The 18,601-nt window shown below is 55.8% G+C and carries 16 protein-coding genes; 14 read left to right on the top strand and 2 right to left on the bottom strand.

What is annotated here, in order from left to right; all coding sequences use genetic code 11:
• Positions 1-75 precede the first annotated feature (75 nt).
• The 7 genes from IEX10_RS15365 (at position 76) to IEX10_RS15335 (ending at position 7,853) form a co-directional block, all read left to right on the top strand.
• The gene (locus IEX10_RS15365) at positions 76-1,104 is read left to right on the top strand and encodes a LacI family DNA-binding transcriptional regulator (RefSeq protein WP_188677227.1); all 1,029 of its coding nucleotides are present in this window, start codon (positions 76-78) and stop codon (positions 1,102-1,104) included.
• 107 nt (positions 1,105-1,211) lie between these two features.
• Entirely contained in the window at positions 1,212-2,507 is a 1,296-nt protein-coding gene (locus tag IEX10_RS15360) for an ABC transporter substrate-binding protein (RefSeq protein ID WP_229678580.1), read from the top strand.
• 135 nt (positions 2,508-2,642) lie between these two features.
• Complete coding sequence (locus tag IEX10_RS15355; RefSeq protein WP_188677221.1) at positions 2,643-3,509, top strand: carbohydrate ABC transporter permease; 867 nt, start codon at positions 2,643-2,645, stop codon at positions 3,507-3,509.
• A gap of 13 nt (positions 3,510-3,522) precedes the next feature.
• On the top strand, positions 3,523-4,353 hold the full coding sequence (locus tag IEX10_RS15350; protein ID WP_188677216.1) for a carbohydrate ABC transporter permease: 831 nt from the start codon (positions 3,523-3,525) through the stop codon (positions 4,351-4,353).
• An 11-nt stretch (positions 4,354-4,364) separates the two neighbouring features.
• Positions 4,365-5,369: an ABC transporter ATP-binding protein gene (locus IEX10_RS15345; protein WP_188677213.1), complete on the top strand. Its 1,005-nt coding sequence runs from the start codon at positions 4,365-4,367 to the stop codon at positions 5,367-5,369.
• A gap of 82 nt (positions 5,370-5,451) precedes the next feature.
• Entirely contained in the window at positions 5,452-6,930 is a 1,479-nt protein-coding gene (locus IEX10_RS15340; RefSeq protein ID WP_188677210.1) for a mannitol dehydrogenase family protein, read from the top strand.
• Positions 6,927-7,853, top strand: coding sequence for a carbohydrate kinase family protein (locus tag IEX10_RS15335; RefSeq protein ID WP_188677207.1), 927 nt, complete (start codon positions 6,927-6,929; stop codon positions 7,851-7,853). The genes IEX10_RS15340 and IEX10_RS15335 overlap by 4 nt, the downstream gene beginning before the upstream one ends.
• 6 nt (positions 7,854-7,859) lie before the next feature.
• Here the strand turns inward: IEX10_RS15335 and IEX10_RS15330 are convergent, their stop codons facing one another.
• Both IEX10_RS15330 and IEX10_RS15325 read right to left on the bottom strand, forming a co-directional pair.
• Positions 7,860-8,933: a hypothetical protein gene (locus IEX10_RS15330; RefSeq protein WP_188677204.1), complete on the bottom strand. Its 1,074-nt coding sequence runs from the start codon at positions 8,931-8,933 to the stop codon at positions 7,860-7,862.
• Between the two features lie 96 nt (positions 8,934-9,029).
• The gene (locus IEX10_RS15325) at positions 9,030-9,815 is read right to left on the bottom strand and encodes an IclR family transcriptional regulator (protein ID WP_229678579.1); all 786 of its coding nucleotides are present in this window, start codon (positions 9,813-9,815) and stop codon (positions 9,030-9,032) included.
• A 217-nt stretch (positions 9,816-10,032) separates the two neighbouring features.
• On the opposite strand from IEX10_RS15325, the gene IEX10_RS15320 reads away from it, so the two are divergent.
• The 7 genes from IEX10_RS15320 (at position 10,033) to IEX10_RS15290 (ending at position 18,474) form a co-directional block, all read left to right on the top strand.
• Positions 10,033-11,526: an ABC transporter substrate-binding protein gene (locus tag IEX10_RS15320; RefSeq protein WP_188677395.1), complete on the top strand. Its 1,494-nt coding sequence runs from the start codon at positions 10,033-10,035 to the stop codon at positions 11,524-11,526.
• Between the two features lie 127 nt (positions 11,527-11,653).
• A complete protein-coding gene (locus IEX10_RS15315; protein ID WP_188677200.1) occupies positions 11,654-12,571 on the top strand; it encodes an ABC transporter permease in 918 nt (305 codons plus the stop codon).
• A 1-nt stretch (position 12,572) separates the two neighbouring features.
• On the top strand, positions 12,573-13,484 hold the full coding sequence (locus IEX10_RS15310) for an ABC transporter permease (protein ID WP_188677197.1): 912 nt from the start codon (positions 12,573-12,575) through the stop codon (positions 13,482-13,484).
• Positions 13,485-13,488: 4 nt separating this feature from the next.
• Positions 13,489-14,484, top strand: a complete 996-nt coding sequence (locus IEX10_RS15305; RefSeq protein ID WP_188677194.1) for an ABC transporter ATP-binding protein — start codon at positions 13,489-13,491, stop codon at positions 14,482-14,484.
• Positions 14,481-15,497, top strand: a complete 1,017-nt coding sequence (locus IEX10_RS15300) for an ABC transporter ATP-binding protein (RefSeq protein ID WP_188677191.1) — start codon at positions 14,481-14,483, stop codon at positions 15,495-15,497. The genes IEX10_RS15305 and IEX10_RS15300 overlap by 4 nt, the downstream gene beginning before the upstream one ends.
• On the top strand, positions 15,497-17,077 hold the full coding sequence (locus tag IEX10_RS15295; RefSeq protein WP_229678578.1) for a gamma-glutamyltransferase: 1,581 nt from the start codon (positions 15,497-15,499) through the stop codon (positions 17,075-17,077). The genes IEX10_RS15300 and IEX10_RS15295 overlap by 1 nt, the downstream gene beginning before the upstream one ends.
• Complete coding sequence (locus IEX10_RS15290; protein WP_188677189.1) at positions 17,074-18,474, top strand: M20 family metallopeptidase; 1,401 nt, start codon at positions 17,074-17,076, stop codon at positions 18,472-18,474. Before IEX10_RS15295 ends, IEX10_RS15290 begins: the two co-directional genes overlap by 4 nt.
• Positions 18,475-18,601: the final 127 nt, after the last annotated feature.

The following is an 18,601-nucleotide window of genomic DNA, read 5'->3' as shown; positions in this document are numbered from 1 at the left end:
CCAATTGTAACACAGTATAACTTTGCGCGCGGAAAATTTCTATTTGCGGCAGAGAAGCTTTATCAAGGACGCCCAATGGTTGGTCAGAAAATTCGGAACATGGAAGAATTCTCCGCGAAATGCGGCGTGTCCCGTCCGACAGTCTCTAAATACTTTAACGAACCGACCAGCGTGCGTGCCTCCACCCGTCAAAAAATAGAGGCGGCGCTGGAGCAATATGACTTTCGCCCCAATCTATACGCCGTCAACCAAAACCGGCGGATCACGAAGAACATCGGCATTGTCGTGCCTTACGTGGCTGACCCGTTCTTTTCCGAAGTTGCCCGTAAACTGGAGCGATGCTGTATCGAAGCGGGTTTCTCTCCGTCTACCTTCAGTTCCCACGGCAGCCCCGACCACGAGGTCGAGATCCTCGAAATATTGCGATCCATGCGCCCTGCGGGTGTTTTAATGGCGCCGATCGGTCGAGTTTCCCACAAAAATAAACTGGAGGCTTTCTGCAGGGAGATTCCGACAGTTCTGGTCGATAGCAATCTTGAGGGAATCGGCGCGACGTTTATCGGCTCCAACAACTTTCAGTCAGTGCCTTTGATGGTCGAATATCTCTGCCGCACCGGAGAGCCGCCCTGTTTCTTCGAGATGCCTCCAGTCAATCCAAACGCCAACAAGCGGCGCGCAGCCTATACTCAGGCGATGGAAGAACTGGGTCATACCCCCCACGTGATCCGCGTTGACGGCAACGATTGGGAATTTGAGGAGATCGGATACAAGGGCGGTTTGAAACTACTTGGAAAGGACGATTTGCCAAGCCGGACAATCCTTTGCAGCAATGACAGGCTTGCCATCGGCCTTATGGCCGCCGCTTATGAATTAGACATAAAGGTTGGTATTGCACCCGATTGCAGCTTACGGATCGCCGGCCACGACGATCATCCTTTCGCCCGATATACCTGTCCGTCACTGACAACGATCTCGCAAGACTATGAAGCTATCACGGAGCGCAGTGTCGATGCGCTGGTAAACCTGATCGAGCACGGGCGCGCGACAAAGCAACGTCAGGACACTTTGTACGAGGGCCGTTTGATTATGCGGTCATCTGCCTAACCGATAACTTTACGCGCGTTAATTTTTAATTGACACCGCGACAAGATACATTCTAAGGTCATCCCAGCATCTGATTCACCAAGGGAGGACTAGGGATGAATTTGACTATGCCACTACGCCTAACAAGCATTGCTGCCATACTAGCAGCCAATGCCGCGTTTGCGGAAACTACTATTACCATCGCGACAGTGAACAACGGCGACATGATCCGCATGCAGGGTCTGACCGAAGACTTCACGTCGAAAAACCCTGACATCAAACTGGAATGGGTGACACTGGAAGAGAACGTTTTGCGCCAGCGCGTCACGCAGGACATCGCGGCCAAGGGCGGCCAGTTTGACGTGATGACCATCGGCACTTACGAAGTCCCAATCTGGGGTGCACAAGACTGGCTGGTATCTTTGGATGACCTGCCTGCTGAGTGGGACAAAGACGATATTCTGCCCGCAATCCGCGGTGGCCTGACAGTAGACGGCAACCTCTACGCCGCACCGTTCTACGGTGAGAGCTCTATGGTGATGTATCGCAAAGACCTGATGGCAAATGCTGGCATGGAAATGCCCGAAGCGCCAACATGGGACGAAATCGCCAAAGCTGCCGAAGCCATGACCGACAAGGAAAAAGGCATCTACGGCATCTGTCTGCGCGGTAAAGCAGGCTGGGGCGAGAACATGGCGTTCCTCTCTGCAATGGCAAACAGCTATGGCGCACGTTGGTTTGACGAAGACTGGAAGCCCCAGTTCGACACCGAAGAATGGGCCGCAACGCTGAACACTTACATGGACCTGATGAACAACTACGGTCCTCCGGGTGCTTCTACAAACGGTTTCAACGAAAACCTGTCCCTGTTCCAGCAAGGCAAATGCGGCATGTGGATTGACGCGACAGTTGCTGCGTCGTTCGTGACAAACCCGACAGATTCCACCGTGGCCGAACACGTCGGCTTTGCGCTGGCACCGGACAACGGTCTTGGCAAACGGGGCAACTGGCTCTGGGCATGGTCGCTGGCGATCCCTGCCGGTTCCGATGCAACAGACGAAGCCAAGAAATTCGTCGCTTGGGCCACATCCAAGGAATACACCGCCCTTGTTGCTGAAAGCGAAGGTTGGGCAAACGTACCTCCGGGCACGCGGACATCCCTCTATGAAAACGAGGAATACAAGAAGGTTCCTTTCGCAGAGATGACACTGAACTCCATCAATTCTGCTGACCCGACGAACCCGACTGTTGATCCGGTTCCCTACACAGGTGTGCAGTTTGTTGCCATTCCCGAATTTGCCGGTATCGCAACTCAGGTTGGTCAGGAATTCTCGGCAGCGCTGGCAGGCCAGCAGTCCGTGCAAGAGGCGCTTGAAAAAGCCCAAGCCCTAACCGCTGAAGAAATGGAAGCTGCAGGCTACTAATCCTTTGCACAGCCCGGGGGCGATCCCCGGGACACCAGGACCCCGGGCTGTGTTATATCCTTTCCTGACAGACAAGAACAACTGCACGGAACCCGTGCAAACAGCCGCGCCCCTTTCTGCGCGAGGAGATATGTCATGGCGACCCAACATTCCCGATCCGCTGCCCGCATGATGATGGCCCCAGCAGTAATACTGCTTCTAGGCTGGATGCTCGTGCCCCTGACAATGACGTTGTTTTTCTCTTTCAAGAAATACCTGCCGATGCGAGGTGGGGATCTTGGATGGGTAGGATTTGACAACTACATCCGATTTGTCACCTCCAGCGCCTTCTGGCCTTCGGTTGCCGCCACCCTGATTATCGTGCTCGGCGTCCTCTTTATCACCGTTGTCTTCGGTGTCCTGCTGGCGATCCTTCTGGACCAGCCTATGTGGGGACAGGGTATCGTGCGCATTCTGGTTATCGCACCCTTCTTTGTGATGCCGACCGTTACCGCGCTGGTCTGGAAGAACATGTTTATGGACCCTGTGAACGGTCTGTTTGCCCATCTGTGGCAGGCTTTCGGGCTGACGCCTGTAGAATGGCTCAGTCAGGCGTCGCTCGGCTCTATCGTGATGATCGTGTCTTGGCAATGGCTGCCTTTTGCGACCCTGATCCTGCTGACCGCGATCCAGTCGCTGGACAGTGAACAACTGGAAGCCGCCGAAATGGACGGCGCCCCGCCCCTGTCGCGCTTTGGCTATATCACCCTGCCCCACCTGTCCCGAGCGATCACAATTGTCGTGCTGATCCAGACCATTTTCCTGCTGTCGATCTTTGCTGAAATCTTTGTGACCACCCAAGGCAGCTTTGGCACCCGCACACTGACCTATCTGATTTATCAACGCGTACTGGAAAGCCAGAACATCGGACTTGGCTCTGCCGGTGGCATCTATGCCGTCATCCTTGCGAACATCATGGCAGTCTTCCTGATGCGCATCGTTGGCAAGAACCTGGACGCCTGAGGAGGAACTGAACATGGCTCGCAGCGTCACAACACAACGCAAGCTCGTTAACACCATCGCCGCTTGGTCGATCGGGTTCCTGATCTTCTTCCCGATCCTCTGGACAATCCTGACCAGTTTCAAAACCGAAGCCACGGCCATCGCCGATCCACCGGTCTTCCTGGCTTTCAACTGGACACTGGAAAACTACGAAGTGGTTCTGGAGCGGTCCAACTATGCCCGCTTCTTGTGGAACTCGATTTTCATCGCCGGCGGCTCTACACTGCTCGGCCTGATCATCGCGATCCCTGCGGCTTGGTCGATGGCCTTTGTTCCATCACGCCGCACCAAAGACATCCTGTTGTGGATGTTGTCCACAAAGATGCTTCCGGCGGTTGGGGTACTTTACCCGATCTACCTTATCTTCATCAAAATGGGCCTTCTGGACAGCCGCATCGGTCTGACAGTCGTGATCATGCTTATCAACCTGCCGATCATTGTCTGGATGCTTTATACCTACTTCCGCGAAATTCCAGGTGAAATCCTTGAAGCGGCGCGGATGGATGGGGCGACTCTGAAATCGGAAATTCTTTATGTCCTCACTCCGATGGCCGTTCCCGGTATCGCATCAACCTTGCTGCTGAACTTCATCCTAGCTTGGAACGAGGCCTTCTGGACCCTCAACCTCACCGCCGCCAAAGCGGCCCCGCTCACCGCGTTCATCGCGAGCTATTCCAGCCCTGAAGGGTTGTTCTACGCCAAACTCTCGGCGGCTTCGACAATGGCGATTGCACCGATTTTGATCCTCGGCTGGTTCAGCCAGAAACAGCTTGTCCGTGGCCTGACCTTCGGCGCAGTTAAATAAGGAAGTTACACATGGGACAGATTACACTCGAAAAAGTGAGCAAGACCTTCGGCGATGTCGAAGTCATCCCGCCGCTCGATCTGACGATTGAAAACGGAGAGTTCACAGTCTTCGTCGGACCATCCGGCTGCGGTAAGTCTACGCTGCTGCGCTTGATTGCAGGGCTGGAGGACATGTCCTCTGGTACTCTGAAAATTGACGGACAGGACGCTACCCACGTGCCCCCCGCCAAACGCGGTCTGGCGATGGTGTTCCAGTCTTACGCGCTTTATCCGCATATGAGCGTGCGCAAGAACATCGCCTTTCCAATGCGAATGGCAGGTGTCGATAAAGCTGAACAGGACCGTCGGATCGAACAGGCAGCCGCTGCGCTGAACCTGACCGACTACTTGGAGCGTCGTCCCGGTCAACTCTCAGGTGGCCAACGCCAGCGTGTTGCCATAGGACGTGCCATCGTTCGCGAACCCGAAGCCTTCTTGTTCGACGAACCGCTGTCCAACCTTGATGCCGCCCTGCGGGTTGGCATGCGGCTGGAAATCAGCGAGCTGCACAAACGCCTTGAAACAACGATGATTTATGTGACCCACGATCAGGTAGAAGCCATGACAATGGCCGATAAGATCGTGGTGCTACGCGCAGGTCATATCGAACAGGTTGGCAGCCCGTTGGAACTTTACCACAAGCCGCGCAACAGCTTTGTGGCAGGCTTCATCGGGTCTCCGAAAATGAACCTGATCGAAGGCTCTGAAGCCGCCAAGCACAATGCCCACACCATCGGCATCCGCCCAGAGCACATCGACGTAGCGGACAGCGGCGGGCAGTGGCAAGGTACGGTCGCGGTCGCAGAACACCTCGGTTCGGACACCTTCTTCCACGTGCATGGGACAGGGCTGGGTGAAACCATCACCGTGCGGGCAACCGGCGAAGTCGGCTTCAAATATGGCGACACCATTCACCTTACCCCGCGCGCCGATCAGATTCACCGCTTTGATGCCTCCGGGCTGCGCGTGGAATAACCAAATGGATTTCCAAGACACGACGGGACGCGAGAGCGGCCCGGGGTCGCCCTATGGCCACCCGAAAGCAAGGCATACAAAAATGAAACCGCTTGTACCCCTGTCCGACAGTTCTCTTGGTCAATTGGCCAGTGACATCCGCACGCCCAAGTACGACCGCGCCAACCTAACCGCCGGGATGGTGCATATTGGACTGGGAAATTTTCACCGTGCCCATCAGGCATGGTACACGCACCGGCTGTTTGATGCGGGCAAAAACCATGACTGGGCCATCGTCGGTGCAGGCGTGCGACCTTCGGATGCGTTGCAGCGGGAAAAACTGCTGGCACAAAACTGCCTGACAACTCTGATAGAGCTTGATCCTTCTGGCACTTCCGCCGAAATCTGCGGTGCCATGATAGATTATCTGCCGGTAGAGCCAACCAATCAGGCACTAATCACATGTATGGCCCGTCCCGAAATCCGCATTGTGTCTTTGACTGTCACAGAAGGCGGATATTACCTCGACGCCGCGACCGGTGGTTTCGACGCTGGCCACCCCGAAATCCGGCACGACGCCGAAAATCCTGCCGAACCCCGCACCGCATTTGGCGCGATGATTGCAGCGCTGCGTCTGCGCCGCGAATCCGGCACGGGCCCGTTCACCTGCATGAGTTGCGACAACCTGCAAGGCAACGGCACCGTGTTGCATCAGACGTTGACGTCTCTCGCGCGGCTGTCCGATCCTGATCTTGCTGCTTGGATTGATCAAAACTGCAGCTTTCCTGATTCAATGGTGGATTGCATTGTGCCTGCCACCGGTCCAAAAGAAATTGCGCTGGCTGCTGCTTTTGGTGTCGCTGATAATGCTCCGGTAACGCACGAAAATTTCCGCCAGTGGGTGATTGAAGACAACTTCTGCGCAGGCCGTCCTTCATGGGATGACGCGGGCGCAGTTCTGGTCAACGATGTCGATCTTTATGAGACGATGAAAATCCGCATGTTGAACGGCGGGCATCAGATCATCGCAGGGGCTGGTGACCTTTTGGGGTTGGAAACCGTCGCGCAAGCTATGGCGCATCCGCAGCTGAATGCGCTGATGCGCAAGGTCGAAACCGAAGAAATTGTCCCCCACATCGCCCCTGTTCCAAACATCACGCCGCTGGCCTATCTTGATCTGATCACCGCTCGCTTCTCTAACAGCGAGATCTTTGACACGACCCGTCGTGTCGCCTTTGACGGCTCAAGCCGCCAACCCGGCTTTATCATCCCCTCCATCCGTGACGGGCTCCAAAGCGGTGCTCCAGTTGAGGGGCTCGCCCTCGTCTCGGCAATCTGGGCGCGGTACTGTCAGGGCCACCGAGAGGACGGCAGTACAATCGCGCCGAACGATCCCCATTGGGAAGACCTGACGCAAACCGCACAAGAGGCCGCGGACGCACCAATGCGCTGGCTAGAGATGTCGCAATACTACGGCGATCTCGGTCAGAACCAACGCTTTGCAGATGCATTTACGCAGTGGTTCGAAAAAATTCAGACCAAAGGTCTGGAGGACACTCTCGAAGGTTATCTGAACTCATGATCCTGTGTTGCGGTGAAGCCCTGATCGACATGATCCCCAAACCGACCCTTAACGGAGTAGACGGTTTCGTCGCCCACACGGGCGGCGCGGTCTTCAACACCTCCGTGGCATTGGGCCGACTTGGAATGGACTCCGGCCTGCTGACCGGTTTGTCCACAGATCTGTTCGGAGCACAATTGCAACGCGCCTTGGCGGATAGCAACGTAGACACCGCCCACGCGATTGTATCGGATCGCCCGACCACACTGGCGTTTGTGAAATTGCAGGACGGTCAGGCAAAATACGATTTCTACGACGAAAATTCCGCCGGACGGATGATCGCACCAGAGAACCTGCCACAACTGCCTGACACGGTCAACGCGCTGTTCTTTGGCGGCATCAGCCTTGCCTCCATGCCTTGCGCCCAAACCTACGAAACGCTCCTGACCTCCCAAGGGGATGGGCGCGTTGTCATGATAGACCCGAACATCAGGGAAAATTTCATAACGGATGAAACAGCTTACCGTGCACGGTTAAAGCGGATGATCGCGATGGCCGACATAGTGAAAATCTCCGATGAAGATCTGGGCTGGCTTATTGTGGGCGCACGATCATACGAGGAAAAAGCTACCGAGCTTTTGTCGTCAGGACCGCAATTAGTGATTCTGACAAAAGGCAGCGAAGGGGCATGCGGTTTCTTGAGAGGCGGTGCGCAAGTCAGCGTTCCGGCCCAAAAAGTAGAGGTCGCAGACACCGTGGGCGCGGGCGACACGTTCAACGCGGGCGTGTTGGCGTCACTGGCCCAATCCGGCGCATTGAACAAGCAGGCAATCGCATCGCTGTCAAAAGACACACTGGAAAAAGCGCTTGCACTCGGCGCCCGTGTTGCTGGCATCGTTGTATCCCGCGCAGGCGCCAACCCGCCTTGGCATTCGGAACTTTGATCAGGGTCACTCGCCGGGGTCTCGATCGATCATAAACGGTTTAATCCGGTTTTTCCGGCGTTGCTTGATCCAGTCTTGCTCTCTTTCGCGCCAGTCACGAAATGCGGCTTCGGCTTTGGCATGGTCGTCTTGTGACCATTCACATACTTCGGGCACCGTAGACGGCGCAGCCGGAAAATCCAACTCGGGCGCATATCGAAGCGCCTCTGCTGTAAAAGCGTCCCGTTCCTTGGGCGTGCGCCAGAACCCATAGGTCGTATCGTCCCCAAAAAACCTCCGATGTTCTGGCAAATAGGCGAACAATTTCCGCTGATTGAACGCTCGTTTGGTAAACTTCGGTAGCTTCTTAAAGCGCCGCAACCACAGCGTTGCCGGTTTTGGAACAGATCGGCGCTCCATCACTGCGTCCTGTTGAAACACCGCGCCGATGCCAAGATCCGAAAACATATTGCCGATCAAGCCACCCTTGGCCCTGTTTTCATATACAAAATGACGCACTGGAAAAAACTGTTTGAAAGTCGCGATTTGCGCGCCATAGTCAAAGCGGAATTTTTGGAAATTCTGGAATTCCTCAAAGCTGCGTGTGGATTTTCCGTTCACGATCCCTTCGGTGTACATGGATTCCGCAAAACTGTCAGGACGTCTGAAGTAGACCAGTATTTCTGCATCAAAACCGTCGAGCAGCTCTGCAAGTCGTGCAAATATAATTGAACGCAGTCCACGGATATTTGTGGCAGCCGAGCGCTCCGCCGTACTTAGGTTCGTCTTGTTCGGAAGCATCCTGTAGAATGTCTCTGCACTCAGGATAATTTTTGAATATTCCTGCCGTATTTCTAACAGATGTTGACGAAACCCGGCCAATTCTTCGCGGTCTTGCGCCCCGTATATACCCAGCGATTTTGGCACCTCGAAATGGGCATTCGTACTGATCGCGGTACTGCGCTTTTTTCCGATGAAGCGGTAGGTTTCGGGATAGTACACACCCCGCTCTTTCAGCGCCGCACGGTTATCCGCCAGCACAGATTGCAACAGGGTTGTTCCCGTTTTATGGGATCCAACGTGGATAATTACTTTGGTCATTTTCAACACACGTAAACAAAAAACTTGTTGGCCGAATTCACGGCGCACCCAAGGCTAACGTCCTTGGGGATCGGGGATCAAGGAAAACCTCGGCGCTCAGTGGCGCAGTGCTGGTCCCATTGCATTCGCAGTATCAAGCAGGAGCGGCACGATCTTCTTTTGTATTTCATCCTCGCTCCACTGGAACGAAGAAACCGAACATTGTATCGCGGCATAGGCCACACCGGAAGGGCCGCAAATGGGGGCGGCAACACCAATTTCGTTCAGGATCATTTGGTTACGCGATATAGCAAAACCATCGATGCGGGCTTTTTCAACGCTGCGGGCAATTTCCTCGCGGTCTAGTGTCGTGCTGGGGGTAAGGCGCCGCAAGGTCCAGTCTGCAACCGCCTGTTGGCGCACCTCATCTGGATGGGTCCCAAGCATGGCCCGTCCCGAAGAGGTACTTAGAACCGGAAGCCGACGACCGATTACCGTGGCTGCAAAGTAGGTCCGCTTACAGGGCAGACGACTGACATATATGATGTGGTCCCCTGACATCTCGGCCAGATTGATCGTTTCCCCCAGTTCCTGCGACAGGTCGATCAGTTTAGGCATCGCCACAGGGATCAGCGGGTCGGACCAAAGGTAGGAATACGCGAAGTTTAGAAACGCATGTGATGGCCTGAATCGCCGCGTGTGGGGGTCTTTTTCCAACATCCCCTCAAGGTGCAGCGTATTGGCCAACCGCTGCACTGCACTTTTTTCCAACCCTGTGCGTTCCGCCAGTTCAGGGAGCGACATTTCAGTGTGGTTCTCGTCAAACGCCTTCATAAGACTTAGACCTTTTGCAAGAGAGGCCACAAAAAGCGTATTCTGCTTTGGTTTTGTTTCGAAATTCACCGTTGTTACCCCTCCCAAGTCGCAAACGTTAGGTCGATGACCTTAAAGATCAGTCTTTACCGGAATGTTTTGTTCTTGACGACTCGTTAAACCCGTTGATACGTTTAATTACAATTCGATGCTACATATTATAATATAATATGGCAACAACGAAGCCGGGGGCACCTGGCAAGTCAACAAGGGAAACAAAATGACTTTCAAAGCTAAAGCATTGGGAATGGCTGCGGCTGCCGCTGCGATGATCGCCGCTGGCGCGGCACACGCAAATAAGGCAGACGGCGTTCTGAACGCAGCCTTCACCAAAGAGCTGGAAAACGTAGATAGCTACTTTAACTCCTCCCGCGAGGGCGTTGTTCTTCAACGGGCTATCTGGGACGGCCTGATCTATCGTGATCCGGCCACAAACGAATATAAAGGGAACCTCGCCACATCCTGGGAGTGGATTGACGATACAACGCTGGAATTCAAACTGCGTGAAGGCGTGACGTTCCACAACGGCGAAGCGTTCAACGCGGATGACGTTGTTTACACCGTAAACTTTGTCGCTGATGAAAAGAACGGCGTTAAAACACAGCGCAACGTGAACTGGATGAAATCGGCCGAGAAAATCGACGATTACACCGTCCGCATCCACCTTAAGGAAGCTTTCCCAGCAGCGATTGAATTTCTGTCCGGTCCGGTATCCATGTATCCGAATGAATATTACGCTGAAGCTGGCCCATCGGGCATGGGTCTCGAACCTGTTGGCACTGGCCCCTACAAAGTAACCAAGGTTGTACCGGGCTCTCACTTTGTTCTGGAAAAGAACGAGAACTATCACGACAGCCCCAAAGGCCAGCCGGAAATCGCAAAAGTTGACATCCGTACGATCCCTGATGTGAACACACAAATTGCCGAACTGTTCTCCGGTTCTTTGGATCTGATCTGGCAAACACCTGCGGACCAAGCTGAAAAACTCTCTACAATGGAGCAGTTTACAGTGGCTAATGAAAGCACCATGCGGATCGGTTATCTGACACTGGACGCGGCTGGCCGCACAGGCGACGATAACCCGTTTACCAAGCTGAAGGTGCGTCAGGCCGTGGCACACGCCATTGACCGCGAAGCACTGGTTGGTGCGCTGTTGAAGGGTAAAAGTAAAGTTGTCTCCTCCGCGTGTTTCCCCAGCCAGTTCGGGTGTGAACAGGATTTGACAAGCTATGAATACGACCCTGAAAAAGCCAAGGCTCTGCTGGCCGAAGCGGGTTATCCGGACGGATTTTCCACCGACTTCTACGCATACCGCGACCGCGATTATGCTGAAGCGATCTCCTCTTTCCTGAATGCGGTTGGAATCGACACCAACTTCAACATGCTGCAATATTCCGCACTGCGTGAATTGCGCATGAAGGAAGGGACGCCGGTATCGTTCCAGACTTGGGGTTCCTATTCGATCAACGACACGTCCGCGATCACCAGCCAGTTCTTCAAGTTCGGCTCGCTCGATGATGCACGCGACGAGGAAATCCGCGACTGGCTGAACACTGCGGACAGTGCCACTGATCCAGAAGTGCGCAAGGAAAACTACTCCAAAGCGTTAAAGAAGATTGCAGACCAAGCCTATTGGGTGCCGATGTTCTCTTACAACACGAACTACGTGTACACCAAAGAGATCGACTACACACCGACACCGGATGAGGTTCTGCGCTTCACTACAATGAGCTGGAACTAATCCATCCTGAATATCGGGCGGAGGCTGTCATGGCCTTCGCCCGTTTTTTTATTGCCCCCTGCGCGGTTCCTTGACCTTTGGCGCAACGGGCCCCTTTCCCGCACTTAGCAAAGAGGTATTCACGCCAGTGCTGAACTTTATCTTGAAACGCTTGGGCCTTGCCGTTCTGGTTGCGTTCACCGTGTCATTCATCAGTTTTTCGCTGATGTTCCTGTCCGGTGATCCCGCAGCTGCACTGGCAGGCGAGACAGCATCGGACCAGGACGTCGAAGCGATCCGGGTTCTCTATGGTTTTGACCGTCCTATGTTGGTCCAATACTGGGACTGGTTGTCCTCTGCTCTGGTTGGGGATCTGGGCGAAAGCTATTACTTCAAACTGCCCGTATCGAGCTTGATTGCGGAACGTCTGCAAGTGACCATGCTGCTGGGGTTGTGCGGGATTTCGTTTGCACTGCTGACAGCGGTGCCTCTGGGTGTTGCGGCTGCGATCCGCCCCAACTCTATCATTGACCGCATCGCGCTGTTTTTGTCGGTTGCCGGTCAGGCGATGCCGTCTTTCTGGTTCGGCCTGATCCTGATTGTGGTTTTTTCCATCCAGCTTGGGTGGTTGCCGCCGTCCGGTACAGCGACTTGGCGCCACTTTATTATGCCGACCATTGTGCTTGGCTATTACGCGATGCCAGCGATTATGCGTCTGACTCGTGCCGGTATGCTGGAGGTTCTGTCCTCTGAGTATATCCGCACAGCACGGGCCAAAGGCGCGAGCGAGTTTACCGTTCTGTTCAAACACGCGCTGCGCAATGCGATCATTCCGGTGGTCAGCCTCGCGGCTGTGCAAATGGGCTTTATGCTGGGGGGTTCCATCGTGGTAGAAAGCATCTTTGCGCTTCACGGTGCGGGGTATCTGGCGTGGGAAAGCATCGCGCGGAACGATCTGCCAACCGTGCAGGCGCTGATCCTTGTGTTTTCCCTTTTCTATATCGTTTTCACATTCTTGTCGGACGTTCTTAACGCTTGGCTTGATCCGCGTATGAGGGCCGGTTGATATGAGCGACGCAACAACAAACATGACGTCCGACCCCATGCTGGAGGCCATTGTCGGCCCCACGCCCGGACAAATGCTGCGCAAACGGATTTTCGGCCACCAAGGTCTGATGATCGGTGTCGTGGTGCTGGGCATCCTGGTGCTTGTGGCCATTTTCGCGCCTCTTCTTGCACCCCATGACCCCTACGCCCAAAGCCTGATGGCGCGGATGAAACCGCCGGTATTTCTGGGCGGCACATGGGAGCATCCCCTTGGCACCGACCATCTGGGACGGGACTACCTGTCGCGGCTGATCTACGGCGCCCGAGTCTCGCTTATGATCGGTGTCGTAGCTGCCACTATTTCCGGCGTGATCGGGACTGCGATGGGGGTGGCTGCCGGTTACTTCGGCGGCAAAGTTGATGCGGTTGTGACCTATCTGATCAACGTGCGACTGGCGATGCCGGTGGTTCTGGTGGCGCTGGCCGTCGTTGCGATCCTTGGCGGATCGTTGCAGGTGGTGATTGTGGTGCTGGGTCTGCTGCTGTGGGACCGGTTCGCGGTTGTCATGCGCGCCAGCACTTTGCAGGTGCGTGGACGGGAATATGTAGCGGCCGCAAAGGCCGTTGGCTGTTCCACCCCGCGCATCCTGATGTCCGAAATCATGCCGAACATCGCCAACAACCTGATCGTTGTCATGACACTGGAAATGGCCCACGCCATTCTGTTGGAAGCTGCACTGTCGTTTCTGGGTCTGGGTGTCCAACCCCCCACCCCAAGCTGGGGTCTGATGGTATCCGAGGGCAAGAACATGATGCTGTTCGAGCCGTGGATGGTCCTGATACCGGGTGCCGTTTTGTTTGTGTTGGTTCTGGCAATCAACCTGATGGGCGACGGTCTGCGTGACGTCACTGCCCCAGAAAACCGGAGTTGAGCTGATGAACAGTCCACTTTTACGCGTCAAAGACCTGACCATCGACATTCCTGTCGGTGGGGGCACTCTGAATGCGGTGCGCGGCATTGATTTTGATCTGAACCGCGGGGAAACCTTGTGTATCGTCGGGGAAAGCGGATCGGGGAAATCCCTGACCTCGCTGGCATTGATGGGGTTGCTTGGCGGGCGGATCAAACGCACCGCCAGCCAGATGGAATTTGACGGCATCGACCTCACCAAAGCCAACAGCAAGACAATGCGCGCTTTACGCGGTGATCGCATGGCGATGATCTTTCAGGAGCCGATGACCTCGCTCAATCCCGCTTTCACCATTGGCAACCAGTTGATGGAAGCGCTGCTGCTGCACCGCAATGTCGGCAAGGAGGCCGCTCGCGCCCGTGCGATCGAGCTGTTGGAAAAGGTTGGCATCACCGCCGCCGAGAGTCGCCTGTCGCAATATCCCCACCAGCTTTCGGGTGGTTTACGCCAGCGTGTGATGATCGCGATGGCGCTGATGTGCGAACCCGAATTGATCATTGCGGACGAACCCACGACCGCGCTTGATGTGACCATTCAAGCGCAAATCCTGCGTCTGCTGGTGGATCTCGGGCGCGAAATGAACATGGCGATGATCCTGATCACGCACGATCTGGGCGTTGTGGCCCGTGTCGCGGATAAAGTCGCGGTGATGTATGCGGGCGAGTTGGTGGAAACCGGATCAGCCGATCAGGTGTTCAACGCGCCGATGCACCCCTACACCCGTGGTCTGCTGCGCTGCATCCCGCAACCGGGCAAAACCGAACGGGGCGCGCGGCTTGGCACCATTCCGGGCATCGTTCCCAACCTTGTGGGCGGTGTGACCGGCTGCCCCTTCCGCACCCGTTGCGACCATGCTGTTGCGGCCTGCCGCAACGCCATCCCCCATAGAAAGCCTGCGGAGAACCACCGTTTCCGCTGCGTCCACGAGACAGGCCATCAAACAGCGGAGACCGTCGTATGAGCAATACCGACACGACCCAACCGGTGCTGGAACTGCGGAGCGTTTCCAAAACCTACACCGTGAAACAGGGCATGTTTGGCAAGCCCAAGCCCCTTAAAGCGATCAACGATGTCTCAATTTCGTTGAAACGGGGCGAGGTTCTCGGGCTGGTCGGGGAATCTGGCTGTGGTAAATCCACGCTCGCCAAAATCCTGCTCGGCCTTGAAGAGCCGACCAAAGGCGAAGTGCGCGTAGACGGAGAGGTCATCGGCGCCACTGACAGACGAACCCTCGCCCGCCGCATCCAGCCGATTTTTCAGGACCCTTACTCCTCGCTTAATCCGCGCAAATCCATTGAGGATATTATCTCTTTGCCGTTGCGGGTGCATAGCATCGGGGACAGCAACACGCAGGATAAGGCAGTTCGGGAAATTCTTGACATTGTCGGCCTGCCGCAACGGGTAATGCGCACCTATCCAAGCCAGATGTCCGGTGGCCAGCGCCAGCGTGTTGCGATCGCGCGGGCCTTGATCATGAAGCCTGAAATCGTGATTTGCGATGAACCAACCTCCGCGCTGGACGTGTCGGTGCAAAGCCAGATCTTGAACCTTCTGAACGACTTGCGGGCCGAGTTTAATCTGACTTACCTGTTCATCAGTCACGACCTTGCCGTGGTTGAACATCTCGCCACTCGTGTGGCTGTGATGTATCTGGGGCGGATAGTGGAGGAGTCGTCTGTCGGGGGGCTGTTTGATACTTCGGGCCACCCCTACACGCAGGCCCTGCTGAAATCGGTTCTGACACCGGAAGCGGGCAAAGGCGTGCCTGACACCGAACTTGGCATGGAATACCCCAACCCGATTGCCCCGCCAAGCGGATGTCACTTTCACCCCCGCTGTCCGATGGCAATGACCCATTGCGCGACAGTGCCGCCGCGTCCCGTTCCAACGCCCGAGGGCCATGTGGAATGCCATTTGTTTGACACGGAAAACGGCCATGACACCGGCACACCGCTGATGCGGGAGGGCGTGTGATGATCCCGAATCTTTCAAACAGCCAGACCGTGCGCAAAACCGTGATCGAAACAGAACATGGCGTGGTTGCGGCGCAACACTCCCGCGCTGCACGGATTGGTGCAGAAGTGCTTGCCGCGCGTGGCGACGCGGTAGATGCGGCCACAGCCGTGTCCTTTGCGATTGGTGTGGTCGAACCTTGGATGTCCGGACCAGCGGGTGGTGGCGCGATGATGTTGTGGCGTGCTGACGAACAGCGCGCCTATACGCTCAACTATGGCATGCGCTCCCCCAAAAACCTCGATATTGCGGACTATCCTTTATCAGGCGAAGGCAAGGCCGATGACCTGTTCCCATGGGAAAAAGTCGTTGATGACCGTAATGTTCAGGGCGCCAAATCCATCGCCGTACCTGGTCTTGTCGATGGTGTCGGCAAAGCCCACGAACGGTTTGGCAAAATGCCTTGGCGCGATCTGGTGCAGCCTGCTGTCGATCTGGCCAATGAAGGGCTCTATGTGGACTGGTATGCGGCGCTGATAATTGCCTCAACCACCCGTGCCCTGTCCCAAGATTCCGATGCAGCCGCGCTGTTTCTGGAAGATGGCCAATGGCCCACCATCGCGGGTTGGACCAGCATTGCGGAAAAGCGGCTGGATATGTCGGCTATGGCAAAGTCACTGGCGCAGATCGCCGAAAAAGGCGCACGGGAGCTTTATGACGGAGAGCTCGGCGCGGCGATGGCTGCGGATATTCAAGCCAAAGGCGGCAGCCTTAGCCATGAAGACCTACGCGCCTATCACGCCACCTTCCATGATCCCCTGCAATTCAGCCACGGCAGCGCAAAATTCAACGTTCTGCCCGGTCTGACCGCTGGTCCCACCTTCCAGCAGGTATTCAGTCACCTCGACCCTGCTGCCATGAATGGCACAACGCCGGATGGCGCGGCCTATGCCGCCTATGTGGACGGGTTGAAATCGGCCTATGCCAAGCGGCTGGACGAAATGGGCCATGACGGGGAATCCCCCGAAGCCCCCGGATGCACTACCCACTTTTCGGTTGTGGACCGGCACGGCAATATGGTTGCCCAGACCCAAACCCTGCTGTCGATCTTTGGCAGCCGCGTTGTGTCGCCTTCAACAGGTTTCCTGATGAACAATGGCATTATGTGGTTTGATCCGACACAGGGCAAGCCGAACTCTCTGGCGGCGGGCAAGCCCTGTCTGATGAATGTTTGCCCTGTTCTGGGGGAAACCGGTGACGGTGCCCGCTTTGCCTTTGGCGCATCGGGCGGACGCAAGATCGTTGGCGCGGTCTCACAGCTATCGTCATTCGTCAGTGACTACGGCATGTCCCTGTCGGACGCCTTCCACCACCCGCGCATTGATGTGTCGGGCGGTGATACGGTGGTTGTGGACGACAGCTTGCCTGCTGATGTGCAGGCCGGTCTGGCCGAAAAACACCCGATCCACAGCGCACGCCGCACCGTATTTCCGTACGCATTTGCCTGCACCGCTGGTGTGATGCGCCGTAACGGAAAAAACGCCGGCTGTACCGAAATAATGTCGCCGTGGGGCGATGCAATATCCGAGGATCAAATATGACCCGTGACGCAGCAATAGAGCGTATCAGCAGCTACTTCGACAGTGGCACTTTCCAGTCCGAACTGGCCGATCTGGTCTCCCATGAAACCGAAAGCCAGAACCCCGAGCAGAAAGCCAAGCTGGGGATTTATCTGGAAGAGGCTATCCAACCTCGCCTTGAAGCTGCCGGTTTCACTTGTGAAATCTTCCCCAACCCCAATCCCGTCGGTGGTCCGCTGCTGATCGGGGAGCGGATCGAGGACCCTGCCTTGACCACTGTTCTGACCTACGGCCACGGCGATGTGATCCGTGCCCAGACGGATCAATGGCGCGAGGGGTTGCATCCCTTCAAGCTGGTAGAAGAAGGCGAGCGGCTGTACGGGCGCGGAACGGCTGACAACAAAGGCCAACATCTGATCAACATCGCCGCGATAGAGGCTGTGCTGGCCGAACGCGGATCCCTTGGCTTTAATGCTAAAATCGTTCTGGAGATGAGCGAAGAAACCGGTTCCGCCGGTCTGCGCGAATTTTTTGAAGCCCAAAAGGACGGTCTGTCTGCGGATGTCCTGATCGCATCCGACGGACCACGCTTGCAGCCCGAACGCCCGACCATGTTTATGGGATCACGGGGCGGAGTCGGCTTTGATCTGACGCTTGAGTTGCGCGAAGGGGCGCATCATTCTGGTAACTGGGGCGGCTTGCTGGCCGATCCGGCGATGATCCTGTCCCATGCGCTCGCCACTATTTGTGATCGTCGCGGCCAGATCCAGATCCCCGAGTGGCGCCCGACCAGTTTAACGGATGATATTCGCGCTGCTCTCAAAGACCTGCCCGTGTCCGAAGGCGATGGGCCAGAGGTGAATGAGGACTGGGGCGAGGAAAGCCTGACCCCTGCGGAGCGAGTCTATGGCTGGAACAGTTTTGCAGTGTTGGCCATGTCCTCTGGCGTGCCCGAAGCGCCTGTGAACGCGATTTCAGCGACCGCGCGGGCGACTTGTCAGTTGCGTTATGTGGTCGGGACTGAAACAGACGACATCCTGCCAGCCTTGCGCCGCCATCTGGATGCAAACGGGTTTGAGGATATACAAATCACCCCGCAGGACCGCGGCTTCTTTGCGGCGACCCGCCTTGATCCCAATCACCCTTGGGTGGCTTACGTCAAGGACAGCCTTACCCGCACCGCTGGGCAGGAACCCCATGTGCTGCCCAATCTGGCAGGCTCCCTGCCGAATGACAGCTTTAGCGAAGTGTTGGACCTGCCCACGGTTTGGGTGCCTCACAGCTATCGCGGTTGTTCGCAGCACGCACCGGACGAGCATGTTTTAAAGCCCGTTTGCCGTGACGCCTTGCAGGTGATGGCCGGTCTGTTTTGGGACATTGGATCGGATAAGGATGCCGTTCCTGCCAAAACGAAATAGCGCCAGACGCAATAGGATATAAAAGACCGCCAATGTGCGGTCTTTTTTCGTTTTACGGTCGTTCGCAAGCAATTTTTATCCTCAAGCAAAATTATATATAATCATTGAAAATGGCTCCGAAGATATA

Source organism: Neptunicoccus cionae (assembly GCF_014643735.1).
Lineage (GTDB): Bacteria > Pseudomonadota > Alphaproteobacteria > Rhodobacterales > Rhodobacteraceae > Amylibacter > Amylibacter cionae.
The sequence above is the reverse complement of the archived record's forward strand: the minus strand, read 5'-3'. Positions and strand labels throughout refer to the sequence as shown.